The following is an 18,417-nucleotide window of genomic DNA, read 5'->3' as shown; positions in this document are numbered from 1 at the left end:
AGTCTGATACAGTCAACTGTATTCGATACAGGAGCATGTACTGAATTATGGGACCTGTCAAGGGGCAGCCGCCGCGGCGCTACAACTCGACGCAACGTCGCGAACAGGCACAACAAAACCGGCAACGCGCGCTGCGGGCCGCTCGGCAGCGTTTCCTCGCGCAGGGCTACGCGGCGACGACCATCGCCGAGATCGCCCGGGACGCGGGCGTGTCGGTGGAAACGGTGTACAAGACCTTCACGACCAAGGCGGGAGTGCTCAAAGCGCTCTTCGATGTGTCCGTCGCCGGCGACGATGATCCGGTCCCAATGGCTCAGCGAGAGGTCATCCAGGAGGTGCGTAACGCGCCCGACGCCGGCCGAAAGATCGCGATCTACGCCAAGCACCTGGCGTCGACGATGCCGCGCAGCGCTCCGGTCCAGCTGCTGGCTCGCGACGGCGCCGCCTCTTCCCCGGATGCGGCGTCGGTCTGGAAACAGATCCGGGAAGAAACGCTCACCGCGATGAAGATGTTCGCCGCCGATCTCGTCGAGACCGGACAGCTACGGGTCAGCGCCGGCGTGGCGCGCGATGTGCTTTGGACGTACCACGCTCCCGAACTCTACGAGCTTCTCGTGCTCGAACGGGGTTGGTCTGCGGCTCGCTACGGCGAGTTCATCAGCCGCGCGCTCACCGGCGCCCTGGTCAGCTAATCGGTCAGCGCCTGGTCGATCAGCGACTCTGCCGCCGTGTGCGCCTGCGCCCACGGCGACGGGTCGTCCAACGAGGTGGCCAACGAGGCCGCGCCCTCGTAAAGCACGGCGAGCTGGTCGGCCAGTAGTTGCGGGTCGCCGGCGCCCGCTTGCCCGGCCAGCTCGCTGAGCGCGTCGATGAACCTGCGTTTGTTGGCACGGACGATCTCTTGAACTCCCCGCATGGATCCCGCCGCCTCGACGGCCGCGTTGTGGAAGGGGCAACCCCGCATCGGTGCCCCGAGCCCGGCGGGAACGGCGAAAAGGGCCAGCAGTCGCTCGCGCGGCGTTCGCTCGGCGGCCAAAGCCCCGGGTTGGAGGGGATCCGCGACGCGTGGCTCCATACTGCGCAGGTACGCTTCTACGACTGCCGCCTTGCTCGGAAAGTGTTGGTAAAGCGTCCGTTTGGACACCGAGGATTCGGTTGCGAGCCGTTCGACGCCAGTGGCGTTGATGCCCTCGCGGTAGAACAATTCGGCCGCGGCGTCCAGGATGCGCTGGCGTGCGCCGCGGCCGCCCTTGCTCTTCGTACGCTGCACCATGCGGCAAGTATACCGAACGGTTTACATCGCGCGTCAAGCGGTGTAGCGTCGCGGAGGTACACCGCTCGGTCTACTAGGGAGCAGAAATGAATCATCGCCAGCCCGTGGTATTGGTTACCGGAGTCTCATCAGGAATCGGCCGAGCCGTTGCAAACGCGTTCGCGGCGAAGGGTTTTGAGGTCTTCGGCACCAGCCGTAACCCGAGCGGGACCGAACCCGTCCCCGGGGTGGAACTGGTGCAGCTCGACGTCACCGACGCCGCGTCGGTCACCCGGGCTGTCTCGACGGTTGTTCAGCGCGCGGGTCGCATCGACATCCTGGTCAACAACGCCGGCGTCGGGGTCATCGGCGCCGCCGAGGAGAGCTCGGTCGCCCAGGCGCAGCAGCTCTTCGACACGAATTTCTTCGGGCTGGTGCGGCTGACCCGTGAGGTGCTGCCGCAGCTGCGCGCGCAGCGCAGCGGACGCATCATCAACATCGGCTCCGTGCTCGGTCTCCTTCCAGCGCCGTATGGCGCGTTGTATTCAGCCTCGAAACACGCGGTCGAGGGGTACTCGGAATCCCTGGATCACGAAACCCGCGAATTCGGCGTGCGGGTTTCAGTCGTCGAACCCGCGTACACCAGCACCTCATTCGAGGCCAACGCGGCCGACGCTGATTCACCGATCGACAGCTACGCGACCACGCGCGAGCATGTTCGACGGGTCCTCACCGAGGCGGTGCGCGCCGGGGATGATCCCACTGTGGTCGCACAAGTCGTCCTCAAGGCAGCGACCAGCCGTACACCGAAGTTGCGGTATCCGGCCGGACCCATGGCGCGGCGACTCTCGCTACTCCGCAAGTTCGCCCCGGCCTCGCTGCTCGACAAGGGAATTCGCAAGGCGAACAAGTTGACGACCACACCCAACCGTTCGTCGGACAAAAATCGGGTAGCGGTTTTGCCGGGCGGTGCCGCCAACTAGGGAGCATCGTCGCGCCGGCATCGGTACGCTCGGGCCTCGGCGTTGTGTCGCGTCCTGAGAAGTGTTGCGTCCTGACTAGAGGAGCAAGCGTGGGTTTCGGTGTTTTGACATTCGTCACCGACGAGGGCATTCGTCCTGTCGAGCTGGCAGTGGCGCTCGAGGAGCGTGGGTTCGAGTCGCTGTTCGTCGCCGAGCACACCCACATCCCGGTCGACGCGAAGACTCCGTATCCCGGTGGCGGCCCGATTCCACGGAAGTACTATCGCGCCCTGGATCCGTTCGTGACGTTGACTGCGGCGGCGGTCGCCACCGAGAGGCTGGTTGTGGGCACCGGCATCGCGCTGCTCCCGCAGCGTGATCCGATCACGACGGCGAAAGAAGTCGCATCGCTGGATCTGGTGTCGCAGGGAAGGTTTCGCTTCGGTGTGGGCGTCGGCTGGCTGCGCGAAGAGATCGCCAACCACGGCGTCGATCCCGGGGTACGCGGGCGCGTAAGTGACGAGCGGCTGGATGCGATGATCGCGATCTGGACGCAGGAGAAGGCGGAATTCCATGGGGAATACGTGGATTTCGACCCGATCTACTCCTGGCCCAAGCCGGTGACCAAGCCATACCCGCCGGTGTATGTGGGTGCGGGGCGGGCGGGCTTCAAGCGGATCGCTCGGCTGAATGCCGGCTGGATACCGATGGCCCCGTCGGCGAAGGTGCTGTCGCGTCAGCTTGACGAGCTGCGCGCCGTCGCCGGTCCCGACGTTCCGGTGATCAATATCCATGCGGGAGAACCGACGGCGAAAAACGTTGAAGGCTATGCGCAACTGGGGGTGGACCACATCCTGGTGGAGCTGCCGACCGAGCCCCGCGACCAGACGCTTCGACAGCTTGACGAATGGCAGGCCGAGTTCGCCAAACTGGACTAACGAATCGCTTCCACCGTCCACCTGGGCAGAAACGGTGCCCGGGTGAGGAAGTGATCACTCTGGCCGATCTTGCGCAGCAGCACCTGCGTGCGCAGGATGCAGCATCCCATGCGCACCATGGCGAACACTTCATACCAGTCGAGATCGACGAGGCGACGGCCAATCATGTTCTCGTACCGTCGAATAACTTGCTCGCGGGTGTCGAATCCCGGTAGCTCGGGATCCAGATCGAGGCCGTTGACCTCCAGCGTCTGCCGACGGGTCGCCAGCCACCAGGCGAAGTCGGTCTCGGCCGGGCAGACGCAGGCCTGCTCCCAGTCGAGGGCTCCGACGAGCTGGCTCGCGTCGTCGAAGATCGCGTTGGACAGTCGGGCGTCGTTCCAGCACACCGACAACTCGGCGGTCTGCTCGGGTTGGTGCCGGATCAGCCAGGCGAATGCCTCGGCCATGAGGTCGGGAACCTGGTTGTCGGTGCCCCACTTCACGTAGTCGTGCCACCAGGCCAGTTCGGCCGAGATTCCGACCCCGCCCGGCCGGTGTAGCCAGCCGGCCGCGCCGAACGGGACGTGCTGTAGCAGGGCGAGTGTCTCGAGGAAGGAGTCGTGGGCGCGCCGCTGCACGGTCGGGCCCGCGTCGTGCAGCCACCCCCGGGTCGCGTACGACGTGTCTGAGGGCGTGTGGCCCGCGATGCGCGGCATCACCAGAAACCTTGAGCCGATCCATGATTCGTCAGGCTCGTAGTGAATCGGCGACGGAGTCGCAATCCCGTGCTCATGCAGCAGGTTCTGGGTTCGGGTCTGCGCGTCCAGGTCGTAGTCGGGGAAGATGCCGCCGCCTCCGGGCGGGATGCGCACCACATAATCGTCGGCGGAATCTTTGGCAAAGCCGTCGACTTCGGCGGTGAATATCAGGCTCTCACTCGACCATCCGGCAGCCCGATTCGCCGCGCGCAGATCCGAGACCGCGGTCTTGCGCCCGAACCTGTGCTCGAACCAGGACTCGAGTTGGCGTTGGATGGCGGGCAGATCGCGTTGCACGAGAGCGATGCCTGCCATGCGAGCTAGATTTACATAGACCGCATCAAATGTAAAGAATCTGGTGTTTACGTCCAGCCGGTGAGATGTAATACGCTCGCAGGGTGGCCGAACCCCCGACGTTTGGCGACATCGAGGACTGGCTGGACGACTAGCCGGCGGCAGACCGGGGCAGCCGGCGGCGGGACGGCGCGAGGCCGGCGGCATGGCGCAGCTCGGCCAGGAACCGATCCGGACTGCTGCCGCCAATCATGTAATGGCACACGGCAATCCGGACAACCGCCCCGGCCGCGAGGTCGCCGCTGTCGGTGCCGATGACGCGGGCGACGCGCTCCTGCATGATGGGCAGCACCCGCTTCATCTGGTGAACGACGTGGTCTGGCTCGGTGTCGGCCAGCGACCCCAGTGAATACGTGCTCTGGAAATCGACGATGAACCGCAACGCGGCGTCCAGCCGGTCTGCGCCACTCAACCCGGCCATGGCACCGGCCATCCCGGCGTCGAAATTGTCCTGCTCGTAAAGGCCGAATGCCTCCAGCAGCCCTTCCTTCGACCCGAAGTAGCGATACACCGTGGGACGCGAGACCTTGGCCTCGGCGGCCACGTCGGACAGCTGCAGCCGGCGGCGACCGTCGCGGGCGAGCACGACGAACGTGGCGGCGAGAATCCGCCGTCTCGTCGACGCTTCGGCCTCCACGACCGGACGAACAGGCACATCGAGTACTTTACATCCAGACGGTCAAATGTCACACTGTCGCTACCCTGGGCCGGCCGCAGAAAGGTGACCGCATTGCTGTCGACGAACTACGGGTCGCTGGTGCCCGAGGACGAGCTCCTCACCCATCAGATCGTGGACACCTTTGCGACAGTGAGCCAATCGGATCCGTCCTGGACGGAGAAGATCTGGACGACCGCGCATGCGCGGGACAACTCGCTGCAGGTGGTGCTCGGGATCGGCAAGTACACCAACCGGGGCGTGTTCGACGGAGCTGGCGGCGTGTGCCGCGGAACCGAGCAGTGGACCGTCCGCGCGGGCCGGCGGCTGTCGTCGGACTCGGCGGGCACCGACGTCGGGCCCATTCATTACCGCGTCGTCGAACCGCTGCGCGCGATCCAGGTGAGCCTTGACGCGACCGAGCACGCTCCGATCTCCTTCGATGTCGTCCTGCGCGGCAGCTTCGACGCCGCGCTGGAAGACCCATGGCCGGACCGGAGCCCGGATGGGTACCGAGTCACTCATAATGTGTTGCGCTACCACCAGATCGGCGTCGCATCGGGCTGGGTGGAGGTCGACGGCGTGCGCAGCGCGATCGAGGACGACAAGTGGATTTCGATCCGCGATCACTCGTGGGGACTGCGACCGGGGGTGGGCAAGCCGATACCCGGCCTGCCACGTGGTAGCCGAAAGATCAAGCAGATGTTCATGACCTGGCTGCCGATGACGCTGACGCGCGTCGACGGCTCGGCCTACTCGTTGTTCGTGTTCTACCAAGAGGAGCGCGGTGACGGGTTCACCGAGATCCGTTGTCAGGCAGAACAACAGAACGCCGATGGCGCCTCGCAACGGTTCGTGTCCGTCGAGCAGGACCTGCATTTCCGGGACGACAACCGTCGTTTCACCCATGGCACGATCAGCCTGATCGATTCGGCCGGGGCCAAGCGCCCGCTGACCATCACCGCTGCCGGCCCGACCGGCTTTCACCTCGGCACTGCCGGGTACTACGGCTGGAACGACTGGGTTTCAGGCCAGTGGGTCGGCGATCTGAAGGTGGAAGGCAACCACGTGACCGACTGCGACGACCCCAAGAACGCGCGCGAGTTGCACCAGCTGCGGGATCTTCTCGTCCGGGTGGAGGATCCGGTCGGGGGAGGCAGCGGGCTGGGCAATGCCGAAACCTTTGCCCTCGGCGCGTTTCCGGAGCGCGGCCTCACCCCGGAGAACTCGTTCCTGTAATCAGGTGCCGCAGAAGGTTCGGTAGGTGCCGAAATCCTCCGGCGCGGCACTGGCGTACCGTTCCAGGCCCGGTCGCTCGTCGAAGGGAGCGGTCACGGCATCAAGTAGTCGCTCAACCGGATCGAGATCGCCCGCGGTCGCCGCGCTCAGCGCCTCCTCGACCAGATGGTTGCGCGGAATGTAGATCGGGTTGGCGCGGTCCATGACTTCGGCATCGGGGCCCAGGGCTCGCCAGCGCGCAATCCAGCCCTCGAAGCCGTCGAGATCGAGGTCGCCTCGCGCCGCCTGGCTCAGGCGGCGGAAGAACGACGTGTAATCAACGCCGCTGTCCTTCAAGAGGACCAGAAGCTCCTCGACCAACGCCGCCAGGAACTCGGCCTGCACGCCTTCTGTCACACCGAGTTTGGCGCGCACACCGGACAACCACACGGCGTCGTACTGGGCTTGGAATACTGCCGCGAACGACTCCTCGACGAGAGTGATTCCCTCATCGACGTTTTCGGAGAGCAGCGGCAGCAGCGTCTCAGCGAACCGGGCCAGGTTCCACCCGGCGATGGCCGGCTGGTTGCCGAAGGCGTAGCGCCCCCATGCGTCAATCGAACTGAACACCGTGTCGGGGTCGTAGGCCTCCATGAACGCGCACGGCCCGTAGTCGATGGTTTCGCCGGAGATCGTCATGTTGTCGGTGTTCATCACCCCATGGACGAAGCCGGCCAGCATCCAGCGCGCCACCAGCGATGCCTGCACTGCCACCACCGCTCTGAACAGCGCGAGGTAGGGGCGCTCGGCCTGCGCCGCGCTGGGATGGTGGCGGGCGATGGCATGATCGGCCAGGCGACGCAGCAGGTCGATGTCGCCGGTAGCGGCGGCGTATTGGAAGCTGCCCACCCGCAGATGACTGCTGGCGACGCGGGTCAGCACCGCGCCGGGAAGTTCCGTCTCCCGCTGCACCGGGCGTCCGGTCGCCACGACGGCCAGGGATCGGGTCGTCGGGATGCCCAGGGCGTGCATCGCCTCGCTGACGATGTATTCGCGCAGCATCGGCCCCACCGCGGCGAGACCGTCACCACCGCGGGCGAACGGCGTGGCCCCGGAACCTTTGAGGTGGATGTCCACCGTGCGTCCGTCGGCGCCGGCGAGCTCACCCAGCAGCAGTGCGCGTCCGTCGCCCAACCGGGGGACCCAGCCACCGAACTGGTGCCCGGCGTAGGCCTGGGCGACCGGCTCGGCGCCGCTGGGAACGAGATTGCCCACCAGGAACCGCAGTCCATCCGAACTCCGTAGCCAGGCGGTGTCGAGGCCGAGCTGTGCGGCCACCGGCTCGTTGAGGGCGAGCAGCCGCGGCTCGGGAGTCGCATCCGCTTGCCAGCGGACAGCCATCTCCGGCAATTCGCGGGAAAATCGGTCTTGCAGGGTGACGGCCGTATCCGAGGTGACGCTCACCTGACCCAGAATACGGAGAAGCTAGCCGATGGCTTGTTGGATCGCGTCCCGCGCGCGGTCGAGCATCGACGCAAACGGCCCGAGTGCGAGGTTCAACTTCGCCGATTCCACGCCGGCATGCGGACGGGTCGGTGCCAGGGCCTCGGCCACCCGCACGGCTGTTGTCAGCCGTTTCAGTTCGTCGGCGTCGAGTTTCCCTTCCAGCTTGGGGAATTCGTCGCGCTCCTCGTTCTCGGCGTGCTGCAGCACCGCCTCGCGCAGCGTGACGAGCTCATCAATGAACTCCTGCGACGTGGTGTCGAGCTTCTCAATTCGCGACAATTGCTCCTTCGCGTCGTGCTCTTCTTTCAGTCGGGCGTCCACCATCGAGCTGACGGCGAAGAACTCGCGGCGGACCCGCGGATGTATCAGCATTTCCTCGGCCGCTTCGTGCACGGCCAGCAGTTGGCGCAGTTCGACGAATGGTTTCTCACGCGCTTCGGGGTCCGAGGCAAGCAGCACTTCGTCGAACATGTCCTCTATCAGATTGTGCTGCGCCTTGAGGAACGCGACGACTTCGTCCGGCGATTCGATCATCATTTCGACCACGGCGACACCTCCAGTCCGCTTAGGCGAGACATACCCGGCGGAGCAGCGGCTAAACGGCCTAGATCCCCTATCGCCCCAGTACGCGACGGCCCCTACTTGCCGTGGTTGGTCACGCACGAATGGTCGACGTTGTCCGCCCATGAACTCAGCGAACCGAAGTCGGCCAGGAGGTCCCAGATCGCTTGCGGCTGGGCCGCGATTGTCCGGCTGCGGCTGATGTCTGCCACTCCGCCATCCAACACCATGGCGCGGGCGTTTCGGGGGCATCTTCACCATCCGGTCGGCGCTGTCGCTACGGTTTGGAGATGACGACCGATCACGCAATGTCTGAAGAGGTCAACAGCGCCGCGGGCGACCCTGCTGACATCGGCTCACGCATCGACCCGGTGCTCGCCCGCAGTTGGTTGTTGGTCAACGGTGCGCACGCCGACCGGTTCCAGTCCGCGGCACACTCTCGCGCCGACATCGTCGTTCTGGACATCGAGGATGCCGTCGCACCCAAAGGCAAGGAGGCCGCCCGCGACAACGTCGTGCGGTGGCTCAACGGCGACAACACCGACTGGGTCCGCATCAATGGCTTCGGCACGCCCTGGTGGGCCGACGACCTGGCCGCGCTGGCCACCAGCTCGGTCGGTGGGGTGATGCTGGCGATGGTCGAATCGATGGACCACGTCATCGAGACCGCGAAACGACTGCCCAAGGTGCCGATCGTCGCGTTGGTCGAAACGGCTCGAGGTCTGGAGCGCATGACCGAGATCGCCGCGGCCAAAGGCACCTTCCGGCTCGCCTTCGGCATCGGCGATTTCCGACGGGACACCGGGCTCGGAGAAGACCCGATGACCCTGGCGTACGCGCGGTCGCGCTTCACCATCGCCGCCAAGGCGGCCGGCCTGCCCAGTGCGATCGACGGGCCCACGATCGGCTCCAATGCGCTGAAGCTCATCGAGGCGACGGCGGTCTCCGTCGAGTTCGGGATGACCGGCAAGATCTGTCTGACGCCCGACCAGTGTGCGGTGGTGAACGAGGGTCTGTCCCCTTCGCAAGACGAAATCGGCTGGGCGAAAGAGTTTTTCGCCGAGTTTGAACGCGATGGGGGAGAGATCCGCAACGGGTCCGACCTACCGCGAATAGCCAGGGCCACGAAGATCCTCGACTTGGCCCGTTCCTACGGCATCGAAGCGTCGGAGTTCGAGGACGAACAGGTGCACATGCCCGCCCCGTCGGACACGTATCACTACTGAGCGAAGGTCAGATGAGGCTCGCCGTGAGCCCGCCGTCGACCACGAAGGCACCGCCGGTGCAGAACCCTGACCGGTTGTTCGCGAGGAACAGCGCCAGGCTCGCGACGTCTTCCACGGTCACGTATCCGCCCTGCCCCTGACGGATCAGGTCGTCGAAGTCGGTGCCCAACCCGGCCTCGTATTGCTCCTTGTTGGCCGTGACGAGCTGGGTCTCGGCAAAGCCCGGGAGAATCGCGTTGACCCGGATTCCCGCGGGCCGCAGTTCGAGTGCCGCCGTCTTGGTCAAGTTCACGACAGCGGCCTTCGCGGCGGCGTAGTGCCCGACCAGTGGAACACCGGCCAGGGCCGTCACCGATGCCATCGTGATGATGGATCCGGCTGTCTGCGTTGCGATCATTGTTCGCGCCGCGTGCTGGAGGGTGAGGAAGACACCGTCCAGATTGATCGACATCATGGTGCGCCAGGTGTCGAACGGCATCTCCAACAGCGGTGCGACCGTGGCGATTCCGGCGTTGGCGACCGCGATGTCGACCTTGCCGTACTGGCTGGCGGTCCGCTCGAAGAGTTCGGCGACGCTGTTCTGGTCGCGCACATCGCAACCAAGTGCGCTCGCTCCGGGGACGGTATCGGCGGCCGCCTGCGCCGCCTGCGCCTCGATGTCGGACAGCACGACGGTCGCGCCGTGCGCGGCGTAGGCCCGGGCGATCTGGTACCCGATACCGCGCGCTGCACCGGTGATCACGGCGATCTTGCCGCTCAGTGACTCGGATGTCACGGCTGTTCTCCTAGAAAAGGTTGGCGGTCATGCCGCCGTCGACAAGGTAGTGGGCGCCGTTGACGAAACGTGCGTCGTCGGAGGCGAGGAAGGCCACCGTCTCGGCCACCTCTTCAGGCGTGCCGAAGCGGCCCTGCTTGAGACTGACGAGCTCGTCGAACGAGATCGGGGCGATGGCCTCGATCGGTGCGGCGAGCCGGTCGGCCATTTCGGTCTGGATCAGGCCCGGGCAGACGGCGTTGACGCGGATCCCGGCCTGACGAAGCTCGACCGCCGCCGATTCGGTGAAGCGGATGACGGCGCCTTTCGATGCGCAGTAGGCGCTCAGTAACGGGCCGCCGCCGGTGCCGGCGACGGAGGACAGATTCACGATCGCGCTACCGCCGGCCGCTGCCAGCGCGGGCAGTGCCGCCTTGGTGAAGCGGAATGTGCCGACGACGTTGATGTCGAGGATGCGGCTGAAATCGTCTTCGGTGAGTTCCGTAATGGGTTTGGCGATTTCGATGCCCGCATTGTTGACCAGGAGGTCCAGGCCGCCAAAGGCCTCGACGGTGGTGGCGACCGCTGCGTTCACGTCCGTCATGGAACATACGTCGCAGCGCACACCGATGCTGCCGCTGCCCAGCTGAGCGGCCGCCTCCTCGGCGCCGTCGCCGTCGATGTCTGCCACCGCCACTCTGGCGCCGCCCTCGACCAGCCGCTTGGCGATCGCAAGGCCGATTCCGCGGGCGGCGCCGGAAACAATCGCGCGCCGCCCTGTCAGATCATTCATTTCCCAAACCTCTCTAACTCGAAAGCCGTTGTTCTGCATGACTTTATCTCGGTACGGCGGTCAGCGACCAGGTCACCTCCGTGGGGAAGCGTGGTTTGAAGAATCCCATTTTCCCACTGTCTCCTGATTTGTGGGGCTGTCAGACGCGATGGCTGTCGGCGGCGAGCTTCTTGCGAAGTGATGGCTTGTCGAACTTGCCGACGGGGTTCTTCGGGAGCTCGTCGAGGATCGTGATCTCCACCGGCAGTTTGTATTTCGCGAGAGAATTGGTGAGGTGCGCGCGAATCTGATCGATGTCGAGCGCGGCTCCCGGGCTCGATGACACGAACAGCACCGGTTCCTCGCCATAGACCGGGTGGGCTCGTCCGACCACGGCCGCCTCGGAGATCTGCGGCAATTGGTAGACAACCGCTTCGATTTCTTTCGGGTAGATGTTCTCGCCGCCGCGAATGATCATGTCCTTGGCCCGGTCCACCAAGACCAGGTAGCCGTCCTCGTCGAGGTGGCCGATGTCGCCGGTACGCAGCCAGCCGTCGACCAGGGTCTTCGCGGTCTCCTCGGGACGATTCAGGTAGCCTCGCATCACATTCGGGCCCTGGATGAGTACCTCGCCGGCTTCGCCGTCGGCAACCTGGTCGCCGTTCACGTCGACGATCCGGATCTGCTGCCCGGGCAGCGGGCGCCCCACGGTGCCCGGTTTGCGTGGCCCGTCGAGCGGGTTCACCGTGCTGGCACAGGAGCCTTCGGACAGCCCGTATCCCTCGATGATCGGTATGCCGTAACGGGATTCGAACTTGTCCAGCAACTCGACGCTGGCCGGGGCCGCCCCGCAGACCCCGTATCTGACCGACGACGTGTCGGGTGTGACCTCCGCCGGAAGATCGGCCAGCATGGTGTAGATGGTCGGCACGGCCGAGAAATAGGTGGCCCCGCTCTGTTCGATGCGATTCCAGAAATGTTTCGGGCTGAATCGTCCGGCCACCGTAAGGCGGCCGCCGGCAAGCAGCGGTGAGAGTGTCCCGGCGACAATGCCGTTCACGTGAAACAGCGGCAGGATAAGCAGGCTGTGGTCGGTGCTGTTGAGTGAGAATTCGTCGATCACCATGGCGCACATGGCGTTCAGGTTCGCGTGGTCGAGCATCACGCCCTTGGGGCGACCGGTGGTGCCGCTGGTGTAGATCAACAGTGCGAGGAGGTCTTCGGCGACCTGTACGGATCCCTCGACCCGCGATGGTCCTGATGCCAGTTCACTCGTCAACAGCACTGAGACCTCGGGCACCTCACCGGCGAGGGGCTGTTCCACAATCAGCACCTTCGCTGCGGCGTCGGAGACCTGGTGGGCAATTTCGGCCGCGGCGAGAGTCGGGTTGATCGGTGTGGCCGCCGCGCCGAGGCGCCACGCGGCGAAGAGCGATACGACGAAGCTCGCGGTGTTGGGCAGCATGATCGCCACGACGTCGCCGGCCGACACCCCACGTGCTTGCAGCGCGGCGGCTGCGCGAACGACCGCGTCGAGAAACTCGGCGTTGGTCAGGCTGGCGTTGTCGTCGGCGACACTGGGGCCCAGCGGGTCGCGTTCGGCGCGCTGATCGGGCAAGGTCGCGAAATTCATCTGGCCACCGTATGAATCGGGGACGTCGCCCGCACCGTCTTCCCACGATGAAATTCAGGTGGTCACACTGTCTCGGGAGAACAGTCCGTCTACTGTCGGTTCATGGCGGACCGAAGCCGCTTCGACGATGCGGCAGTCGACCAGGTCGTACTCGAAGTCGTCGATCGGCTCAGCGACAATTTGGCCGACGCGACCGCTTCGGTGCAAAAGGCACTGGAACTGGAAATCGGCGAGCTGCGCGGCGACTCTCAGCTGCTCGAGCTTATGCACGACAGCATTGAGGGAAATGTTGCGACCATACTGAACGCGATTTATCACGGAATCCCGATCGAGCGTGTCGAGTCGCCAACGGCGGCGTTGGAATACGCCCGGCGGTTGGCTCAGCGCGGCGTAGCCGTCAACGCGCTGGTGCGTGCCTACCGCATCGGTCACAAAGTCGTGTTGGACATGATCGTCGAGGGAATCCACCAGGTCGGCGCCGATCCGGCGCTGGGCCTGGATGTCTTCGGGCAAATCTCCGCAATCTCGTTTCGTTACATCGACTGGATCTCGCAGCAGGTGGTCGAGGTGTATGAAGCCGAACGCGACCGGTGGCTGGAGAACCGCAGCCGCGTCCGTGACGTCCGGGTTGCCGAGATTCTCGAAGGCGGCGACATCGACGTCGACGCGATGATCAAGCAGATCAGCTACCCGCTGCGGAAGCTGCACCTCGGGCTCGTCGTGTGGTTCTCCGAGGATGCAAACTTCGGCAACGAGTTCGTCCGCTTAGAGCGTTTCCTGGATCAGCTCGCCGAGCACATGCACGCCGGAAGCGCCCTGTTCGTCGCGGCCGACCGCGTCAGCGGTTGGGGATGGATTCCACTCGAAGCCAACGACGCTGACCCGGTCGAGCGCGTCCGCCGTTTCGCGGGCGAGTTCGACGAGGCTCCGTATGCCGCGCTGGGCGAACCGTTGCCGGGAGTCGACGGCTTCCGGCGATCACATCGCCAAGCGAGAAACGCCCATCGCGTCGCCGTCGCGTCGTCCACCGCGCGTGTCACCGCGTTCAGTGACCAGGGGCTATCGGCTGCCGCCTTGATGGGCACCGACCTTTCCGAGGCGCGGGCCTGGGTAAGCGAGATTCTCGGACCGCTGGCGTCCGATTCGGGCAACGACGCGACGCTGCGCGAGACGCTCGCTCTGTTCTTGCGGGAGCAGGGCAGCTACAAAGCCACCGGCGAGCAGTTGCACCTGCACTTCAACTCGGTGAAGTACCGGATACAGCGGGCGATCCAGCGTCGCGGGCGACCGATCGGCGACGATCGGCTCGATGTCGAGATGGCGCTGCTGGTCTGTGAGTGGTTCGGCGCCGTCGTCCTGAAACCGGAGCGGTCCTCCGATAAGCGGTTATGATCTCCCGTGTTGGACAAAGGATCGGGATTTAGATGAGTACCGAGCTGGATTTTCATTTCGATCCGATGTGCCCGTTCGCGTATCAAACTTCGCTGTGGATCCGCGACGTCCGCGAGCAGGTCGGGATAACCATCAATTGGCGCTTTTTCAGTCTCGAGGAGGTCAATCGCGTCGAGGGCAAGAAGCATCCGTGGGAGCGTGAGTGGTCCTACGGCTGGTCTTTGATGCGGATCGGGGCTCTGTTGCGGCGAACCGACATGTCGCTGCTGGACCGGTGGTATGCCGCGATCGGCCGTGAACTTCACACGCTGGGCGGCAAACCGCACGACCCCGAGGTTGCCCGTCGCCTGCTTCGCGACATCGGCGTCGACGCGGCGATTCTCGATGCGGCGCTTGAGGATCCGACCACCCACGACGAAGTTCGCGCCGAGCACCAGCGTGTCGTCGACGCGGGCGGATACGGTGTGCCGACGCTGTTCATGTCCGGGCAATGCCTGTTCGGCCCGGTGCTGGTCGACCCCCCGACCGGTCCGGCTGCGCTCACGCTGTGGAACGTCGTCACCGGCATGGCCGAACTGCCGCATGTCTACGAACTCCAGCGGCCGAAGTCGCAGGCCGACGCCGAGCTCATCGGACGCAGTCTGCGCCCCTATCTCGATGGGCGCGACTGGGTCAGCATCAACCGCGGTGAGGTCATCGACGTCGAGCGCCTCACCACCGGACCCAAATCCAGCTAGGCGGCGTGCCGAGCGAGCGCGATGCCGACTCGGACCTCGACGTGGCTGATCGTGATCGCCGGCGCTCGCGGCGGGGCCCCAGACCGATATCGATGGCCCGTTGGTGTCGTGAATTCTGCTGTATGCGTGTGATTTTCGTCCATACTCGTGCTGACCCGCCAACCTGCGGCCTCCTTGGCGTAGTTGCACTGCTCGCACGACCCGTGCCCGTTGATCGCCGCAGTCGGCCCGCCGTCGGCCCAGGGTTGGGCATGGTCGCGGTGTCGGATCGGCGCGTCGCAGTAGGGAGTGCGGCAACGTTGGTCCCGCATCTCGATGAACCTGGCCAGGCCTTTCGGAAAGAGCCGCGCCCGCGACTCCATCGATACCAGTGCCCCGCTCCGCGGATGGGCATAGAGCCTGCGCAGCGTCGCACGGGACCGTCGGTCGCCGACTGCGCGTTCCACCATTGCGCGGGCGACAGCCGCGGGGATCGGGCCGTAGCCGCTGATCTCAGCAGGCGTGTCGTCGCCGCCCAGCAACGTCTCGTCCGACAGGACCAGGTTGACCGCGATCGGCGTCGGAACGGCCGCGTCACGGCCGGCGACCCGCTCGACCAGAGCGTCCGCCATCGCCTGCCCGCGTGAACGCCCGTCGGTGCAGGTGTCGGCTGCCCGGCGCAACGCGGCGTACACCGAGACGCCCTGAGCTACCGGCAGCAGGGCGGTCACATACGTCATGGTGTCGGGTGCGGGCCGAATGGTGACCGTGCGTTCAGTCTCGGCCTTGGCCGCACGGTCGACGACGGCATGCGGGTCCAGTCGGTAGGCGATCGCCTTGGCGGCGGCGGCCACGCGCGCGTCACCCATCCCGTCGAGGTTCGCCGGGTCGCCACACAACTCGGCATCCAACGCGCGCCGGTCCTCGACGTCCAAACAGGCGCTCTCGCGGACGATCAGCGTCGCCCGCCACTCCGACAGCGCCCCGGACTCCAGCGCTCGGAGGGTGTGCGGCATCTCGTGGACCAGGGCCTTTGCGAAACCGAGGTGCCGGTTGCCCCGGGCCGGTGAGTCTCGTCGCGCCAGCGCGATCTCATTGGCCAAACCGCGTCCGCGGCGTGCGGCGGGCACACCGGCTTCCGCTTCAGCGGTCCGGCGCACCGTGTCCAGGGTGGCCGCAGCGCGAGCCTGCTTCGCCGCGGCGGCCGACTTCACTCGCTCCATCTCGGCGATGTGCTCGATCAACGCCGCTTCGTCAGCTCCCGGATCGACCGCCATCAGTTCTTCGAACATATGTTCGACCGTACCAGACTCCACTGACTCGGCCTTTTTGGCAGGCAAGGGTGCCACGATGTTGATGTGACAGCGGAGGCAATGGCGTGAGTGCCAAACGTGCGGTTCGGGTGGCGCGAATCTATGACGACATCGATCCCGACGACGGGCAGCGCGTCCTGATCGATCGCATCTGGCCGCGCGGAATCCGCAAAGACGACCCGCGGGTCGGTATCTGGCTCAAGGACGTAGCGCCGTCGAAGGAACTGCGCGAGTGGTACCACCACCAGCCCGATCGGTTCGACGAGTTCGCGTCGCAGTACGCGGCGGAACTGGACGGCAGCCCGGCACTCGGGGAACTGCGCAAGCTGTCCAAGCAGGGCACCGTGACCCTGGTGACCGCCACCCCCAACCCGGACGGCAGTCACGCCACCGTCCTGGCCAACCTCCTGAAAGGCCGCTGACCGATGCGACTCGGACTGCACGCGTTGGGAATTGGGTCTGGTTCGGAGCGTGCGGTGATCGACGCCGTCGCGTCCGCGGCGGACGCCTGCGGGTTCGCCACGCTGTGGGCGGGTGAACACGTCATCATGGTGGATCGATCCGCGTCGCGCTACCCGTACTCCGATGACGGCGTCATCGCCGTTCCCGCCCAAGCGGATTGGCTCGACCCGATGGTCGCGTTGGGTTTCGCCGCGGCCGCTTCGTCGCGGATCGGCATTGCGACCGGTGTGCTGTTACTGCCTGAGCACAATCCGGTGGTGATGGCCAAGCAGGCTGCCAGCCTGGACAAGCTGAGCGGCGGACGGCTGACGCTCGGCATCGGAATCGGTTGGTCCAAAGAGGAATTCGACGCATTGGGGGTGCCCTTCGAGCACCGCGCGGCCCGCACCGCCGAATATGTCACCGCAATGCGCACCATGTGGCGGGACGACATTGCCTCATTCGAAGGGGAATTCGTCAACTTCGAGTCAATTCGGGTCAACCCCAAGCCGGTTCGCGATCGTCGTATCCCGGTCGTGCTCGGGGGTAACAGCGACGCCGCCTTGCGGCGGGTAGCGGCCTGGGGCGACGGCTGGTACGGCTTCAACCTCGACGACGTGGCCACCGTGCGAGACAGCGTCGCCAAGCTGGAGCGGCTGTGTGCCGAGTCCGGACGCGACCGCGCCGAGCTACGTCTGGCCGTGGCTCTGCTTGAGCCGCACGCCACCGACGTCGGCGCCCTAGCCGAGCTGGGAGTGGACGAGTTCGTGGTGGTCGAGGCGCCGCCGGATGACCCGGGTGCGGTACCCGGCTGGGTTGCGGCTCTGGCCGACAAATGGTCCTAAAGGGCCGCCAGCGCGGACGCGGTATCGAGGTCGGCGTAGGCGAACGAATACCGTTGTGCCAGTGCGACAGAGATATCGCGCCGCTGCCATGCGCCGGCGCTGGCGGTGACCAGCCATATCGTCAGCCCATGCGCCACCGATGCCCGGTATCGCAGCCAGACCTCGTCGCTGCTCGGCAGCTCGTCGGCGGGCAGACCGAGCGCGTCGCGGTATTCCTCGAGCAGTTGGCGCTCGCTACGCCGCCGATCCTCGACCGTCAGCGCGCCCTGCAGGAAGTAACCGAGATCAAGTGACCAATTGCCGCGGCGAGCCACCTGCCAGTCCAGGAATCCGACCTCGCCAGTCGGCAGTAGATAGGTGTTGCCGATATGAGGATCGCCGTGCAGCAAGGTCTGCGGCGACCCCGAAGTCAGCGTCCGGATATAGGGCTTCCAGATGGATTCGATGAGCTTGTCGATGGTCAACGACATCACCTCGGCCGGAGCGTCGTCCCCGAGCTGTTCGAGCGCGGCCGGCAGCGGCGCCGCTTGCATTCCGTCCCACGGCAGGAACGGTTCGAGCCACCCCAATGCGGGTTCGCGCAGCACGCGTTCGCCCCAGTACCTGCCGTGCATTCGTCCCAGGCCGCGCACGCCGGTGGCAACCTGCTCGATCGTCATCGGCCGGGTCGCCTCGCGGGGGTCGGCGCCGCGAGCGGTGAGATCCTCCATGATCATCACGAAGTCGTAGTCGGCCTCGTCGATCGCGGCGGTATGGACGACCGGGTGTTGCAGCGGCAGATCCGCTCCGCACATGAACAGTCGCGGCTCATGAAACATGCCGCTGGTCAGGCGAATCATCGCCTTGTGGGCGGGATCGGCGGCCTTGGCGAACACCGTCGCGGGCCCGTTGCCGGACGAGTACGTCAGTCCCAACCGGGCACGTCGGTTGGTCCCGTCGTCACGTCGGCAACCGTCACCGTTTCGACCGTGGCACCCGGATAGTCCGCGGCCAGCGCTGCCGACATCCACTCGGGAGTGATGTCATCCCAGCTTTGGGGCACCGACGGGGCAGTGGTGGTCACTGGCGGGTCCTCTCGCTCCACTAAGAAACGACACGTATCGTTTCCAAACGTGAGCGTAGTGCAACCGGGCCGGCCG

The 18,417-nt window shown here is 65.6% G+C and carries 18 protein-coding genes and 2 pseudogenes; 9 read left to right on the top strand and 11 right to left on the bottom strand.

The features are described 5' to 3' along the window. The first annotated feature begins 47 nt into the window (after positions 1–47). Complete coding sequence (locus tag VML93_RS15360; RefSeq protein WP_325611880.1) at positions 48–692, top strand: helix-turn-helix domain-containing protein; 645 nt, start codon at positions 48–50, stop codon at positions 690–692. Here VML93_RS15360 and VML93_RS15355 read toward each other — a convergent pair. Continuing rightward, positions 689–1,273: a TetR/AcrR family transcriptional regulator gene (locus tag VML93_RS15355; RefSeq protein ID WP_325611878.1), complete on the bottom strand. Its 585-nt coding sequence runs from the start codon at positions 1,271–1,273 to the stop codon at positions 689–691. The two genes, VML93_RS15360 and VML93_RS15355, sit on opposite strands and share 4 nt — an antisense overlap. 86 nt (positions 1,274–1,359) lie before the next feature. On the opposite strand from VML93_RS15355, the gene VML93_RS15350 reads away from it, so the two are divergent. Both VML93_RS15350 and VML93_RS15345 read left to right on the top strand, forming a co-directional pair. Beyond that, the gene (locus VML93_RS15350) at positions 1,360–2,235 is read left to right on the top strand and encodes an oxidoreductase (RefSeq protein WP_325611876.1); all 876 of its coding nucleotides are present in this window, start codon (positions 1,360–1,362) and stop codon (positions 2,233–2,235) included. 89 nt (positions 2,236–2,324) lie between these two features. Further along, on the top strand, positions 2,325–3,152 hold the full coding sequence (locus tag VML93_RS15345; RefSeq protein WP_325611874.1) for an LLM class F420-dependent oxidoreductase: 828 nt from the start codon (positions 2,325–2,327) through the stop codon (positions 3,150–3,152). Here VML93_RS15345 and VML93_RS15340 read toward each other — a convergent pair. Together VML93_RS15340 and VML93_RS15335 are read right to left on the bottom strand one after the other, a co-directional pair. Beyond that, positions 3,149–4,207, bottom strand: a complete 1,059-nt coding sequence (locus VML93_RS15340) for a phosphotransferase family protein (protein WP_325611872.1) — start codon at positions 4,205–4,207, stop codon at positions 3,149–3,151. The genes VML93_RS15345 and VML93_RS15340 overlap by 4 nt on opposite strands. A 130-nt stretch (positions 4,208–4,337) precedes the next feature. Further along, positions 4,338–4,901 (bottom strand): helix-turn-helix domain-containing protein, encoded by a 564-nt coding sequence (locus tag VML93_RS15335; RefSeq protein WP_325611870.1) that lies wholly within the window; start codon positions 4,899–4,901, stop codon positions 4,338–4,340. A 66-nt stretch (positions 4,902–4,967) separates the two neighbouring features. On the opposite strand from VML93_RS15335, the gene VML93_RS15330 reads away from it, so the two are divergent. Then, positions 4,968–6,140, top strand: coding sequence for a hypothetical protein (locus VML93_RS15330; RefSeq protein ID WP_325611869.1), 1,173 nt, complete (start codon positions 4,968–4,970; stop codon positions 6,138–6,140). On the opposite strand, the gene VML93_RS15325 is transcribed toward VML93_RS15330, so the two are convergent. The 3 genes and pseudogenes from VML93_RS15325 to VML93_RS15315 all read right to left on the bottom strand — a co-directional run. Continuing rightward, positions 6,141–7,583, bottom strand: a complete 1,443-nt coding sequence (locus VML93_RS15325; RefSeq protein WP_325611868.1) for a protein adenylyltransferase SelO — start codon at positions 7,581–7,583, stop codon at positions 6,141–6,143. It lies immediately after the preceding gene. A gap of 21 nt (positions 7,584–7,604) precedes the next feature. Beyond that, positions 7,605–8,162, bottom strand: a complete 558-nt coding sequence (locus tag VML93_RS15320; protein WP_414686363.1) for a hemerythrin domain-containing protein — start codon at positions 8,160–8,162, stop codon at positions 7,605–7,607. A gap of 107 nt (positions 8,163–8,269) precedes the next feature. After that, positions 8,270–8,416, bottom strand: a pseudogene (locus VML93_RS15315) (SRPBCC family protein); the annotation flags it as partial. A gap of 78 nt (positions 8,417–8,494) precedes the next feature. Between VML93_RS15315 and VML93_RS15310 the strand changes: the two are divergent. Further along, a complete protein-coding gene (locus VML93_RS15310) occupies positions 8,495–9,412 on the top strand; it encodes an HpcH/HpaI aldolase/citrate lyase family protein (RefSeq protein WP_414686362.1) in 918 nt (305 codons plus the stop codon). A gap of 7 nt (positions 9,413–9,419) precedes the next feature. On the opposite strand, the gene VML93_RS15305 is transcribed toward VML93_RS15310, so the two are convergent. From VML93_RS15305 to VML93_RS15295, 3 genes are all read right to left on the bottom strand, one after another. Further along, positions 9,420–10,187, bottom strand: coding sequence for an SDR family NAD(P)-dependent oxidoreductase (locus VML93_RS15305; RefSeq protein WP_325611865.1), 768 nt, complete (start codon positions 10,185–10,187; stop codon positions 9,420–9,422). A gap of 10 nt (positions 10,188–10,197) precedes the next feature. Then, positions 10,198–10,998: an SDR family oxidoreductase gene (locus VML93_RS15300; RefSeq protein ID WP_325611864.1), complete on the bottom strand. Its 801-nt coding sequence runs from the start codon at positions 10,996–10,998 to the stop codon at positions 10,198–10,200. A 100-nt stretch (positions 10,999–11,098) separates the two neighbouring features. Then, positions 11,099–12,571: a class I adenylate-forming enzyme family protein gene (locus tag VML93_RS15295; RefSeq protein ID WP_325611862.1), complete on the bottom strand. Its 1,473-nt coding sequence runs from the start codon at positions 12,569–12,571 to the stop codon at positions 11,099–11,101. Between the two features lie 102 nt (positions 12,572–12,673). On the opposite strand from VML93_RS15295, the gene VML93_RS15290 reads away from it, so the two are divergent. Next, positions 12,674–13,963 (top strand): PucR family transcriptional regulator, encoded by a 1,290-nt coding sequence (locus VML93_RS15290; RefSeq protein WP_325611860.1) that lies wholly within the window; start codon positions 12,674–12,676, stop codon positions 13,961–13,963. A 32-nt stretch (positions 13,964–13,995) separates the two neighbouring features. Further along, positions 13,996–14,700, top strand: coding sequence for a DsbA family protein (locus VML93_RS15285; protein WP_325611858.1), 705 nt, complete (start codon positions 13,996–13,998; stop codon positions 14,698–14,700). Here the strand turns inward: VML93_RS15285 and VML93_RS15280 are convergent. Next, positions 14,697–15,971, bottom strand: a complete 1,275-nt coding sequence (locus VML93_RS15280) for a DUF222 domain-containing protein (protein ID WP_325611857.1) — start codon at positions 15,969–15,971, stop codon at positions 14,697–14,699. The genes VML93_RS15285 and VML93_RS15280 overlap by 4 nt on opposite strands. 86 nt (positions 15,972–16,057) lie before the next feature. Here VML93_RS15280 and VML93_RS15275 point away from each other — a divergent pair, with 86 nt between their 5' ends. After that, positions 16,058–16,414: a DUF488 domain-containing protein gene (locus tag VML93_RS15275; protein ID WP_325611855.1), complete on the top strand. Its 357-nt coding sequence runs from the start codon at positions 16,058–16,060 to the stop codon at positions 16,412–16,414. Positions 16,415–16,417: 3 nt separating this feature from the next. After that, the gene (locus VML93_RS15270; RefSeq protein WP_325611854.1) at positions 16,418–17,278 is read left to right on the top strand and encodes an LLM class F420-dependent oxidoreductase; all 861 of its coding nucleotides are present in this window, start codon (positions 16,418–16,420) and stop codon (positions 17,276–17,278) included. Here the strand turns inward: VML93_RS15270 and VML93_RS15265 are convergent. Beyond that, positions 17,275–18,284: pseudogene (locus VML93_RS15265) on the bottom strand (phosphotransferase). The gene VML93_RS15270 and the pseudogene VML93_RS15265 sit on opposite strands and share 4 nt — an antisense overlap. Positions 18,285–18,417 lie beyond the last annotated feature (133 nt).

The organism is Mycobacterium sp., from assembly GCF_035499775.1.
Lineage (GTDB): Bacteria > Actinomycetota > Actinomycetes > Mycobacteriales > Mycobacteriaceae > Mycobacterium.
This window is presented reverse-complemented; position numbering and strand designations above follow the sequence as displayed.

What these genes read in the sequence shown, in the direction of transcription:
- VML93_RS15360 (WP_325611880.1), top strand. Translation starts at nt 48, where the DNA reads ATGGGACCTGTCAAGGGGCAGCCGCCGCGGCGCTACAACTCGACGCAA.
- VML93_RS15355 (WP_325611878.1), bottom strand. Translation starts at nt 1,273, where the DNA reads ATGGTGCAGCGTACGAAGAGCAAGGGCGGCCGCGGCGCACGCCAGCGC.
- VML93_RS15350 (WP_325611876.1), top strand. Translation starts at nt 1,360, where the DNA reads ATGAATCATCGCCAGCCCGTGGTATTGGTTACCGGAGTCTCATCAGGA.
- VML93_RS15340 (WP_325611872.1), bottom strand. Translation starts at nt 4,207, where the DNA reads ATGGCAGGCATCGCTCTCGTGCAACGCGATCTGCCCGCCATCCAACGC.
- VML93_RS15320 (WP_414686363.1), bottom strand. Translation starts at nt 8,162, where the DNA reads ATGATGATCGAATCGCCGGACGAAGTCGTCGCGTTCCTCAAGGCGCAG.
- VML93_RS15310 (WP_414686362.1), top strand. Translation starts at nt 8,495, where the DNA reads ATGTCTGAAGAGGTCAACAGCGCCGCGGGCGACCCTGCTGACATCGGC.
- VML93_RS15300 (WP_325611864.1), bottom strand. Translation starts at nt 10,998, where the DNA reads ATGCAGAACAACGGCTTTCGAGTTAGAGAGGTTTGGGAAATGAATGAT.
- VML93_RS15295 (WP_325611862.1), bottom strand. Translation starts at nt 12,571, where the DNA reads ATGAATTTCGCGACCTTGCCCGATCAGCGCGCCGAACGCGACCCGCTG.
- VML93_RS15290 (WP_325611860.1), top strand. Translation starts at nt 12,674, where the DNA reads ATGGCGGACCGAAGCCGCTTCGACGATGCGGCAGTCGACCAGGTCGTA.
- VML93_RS15285 (WP_325611858.1), top strand. Translation starts at nt 13,996, where the DNA reads ATGAGTACCGAGCTGGATTTTCATTTCGATCCGATGTGCCCGTTCGCG.
- VML93_RS15280 (WP_325611857.1), bottom strand. Translation starts at nt 15,971, where the DNA reads ATGTTCGAAGAACTGATGGCGGTCGATCCGGGAGCTGACGAAGCGGCG.
- VML93_RS15270 (WP_325611854.1), top strand. Translation starts at nt 16,418, where the DNA reads ATGCGACTCGGACTGCACGCGTTGGGAATTGGGTCTGGTTCGGAGCGT.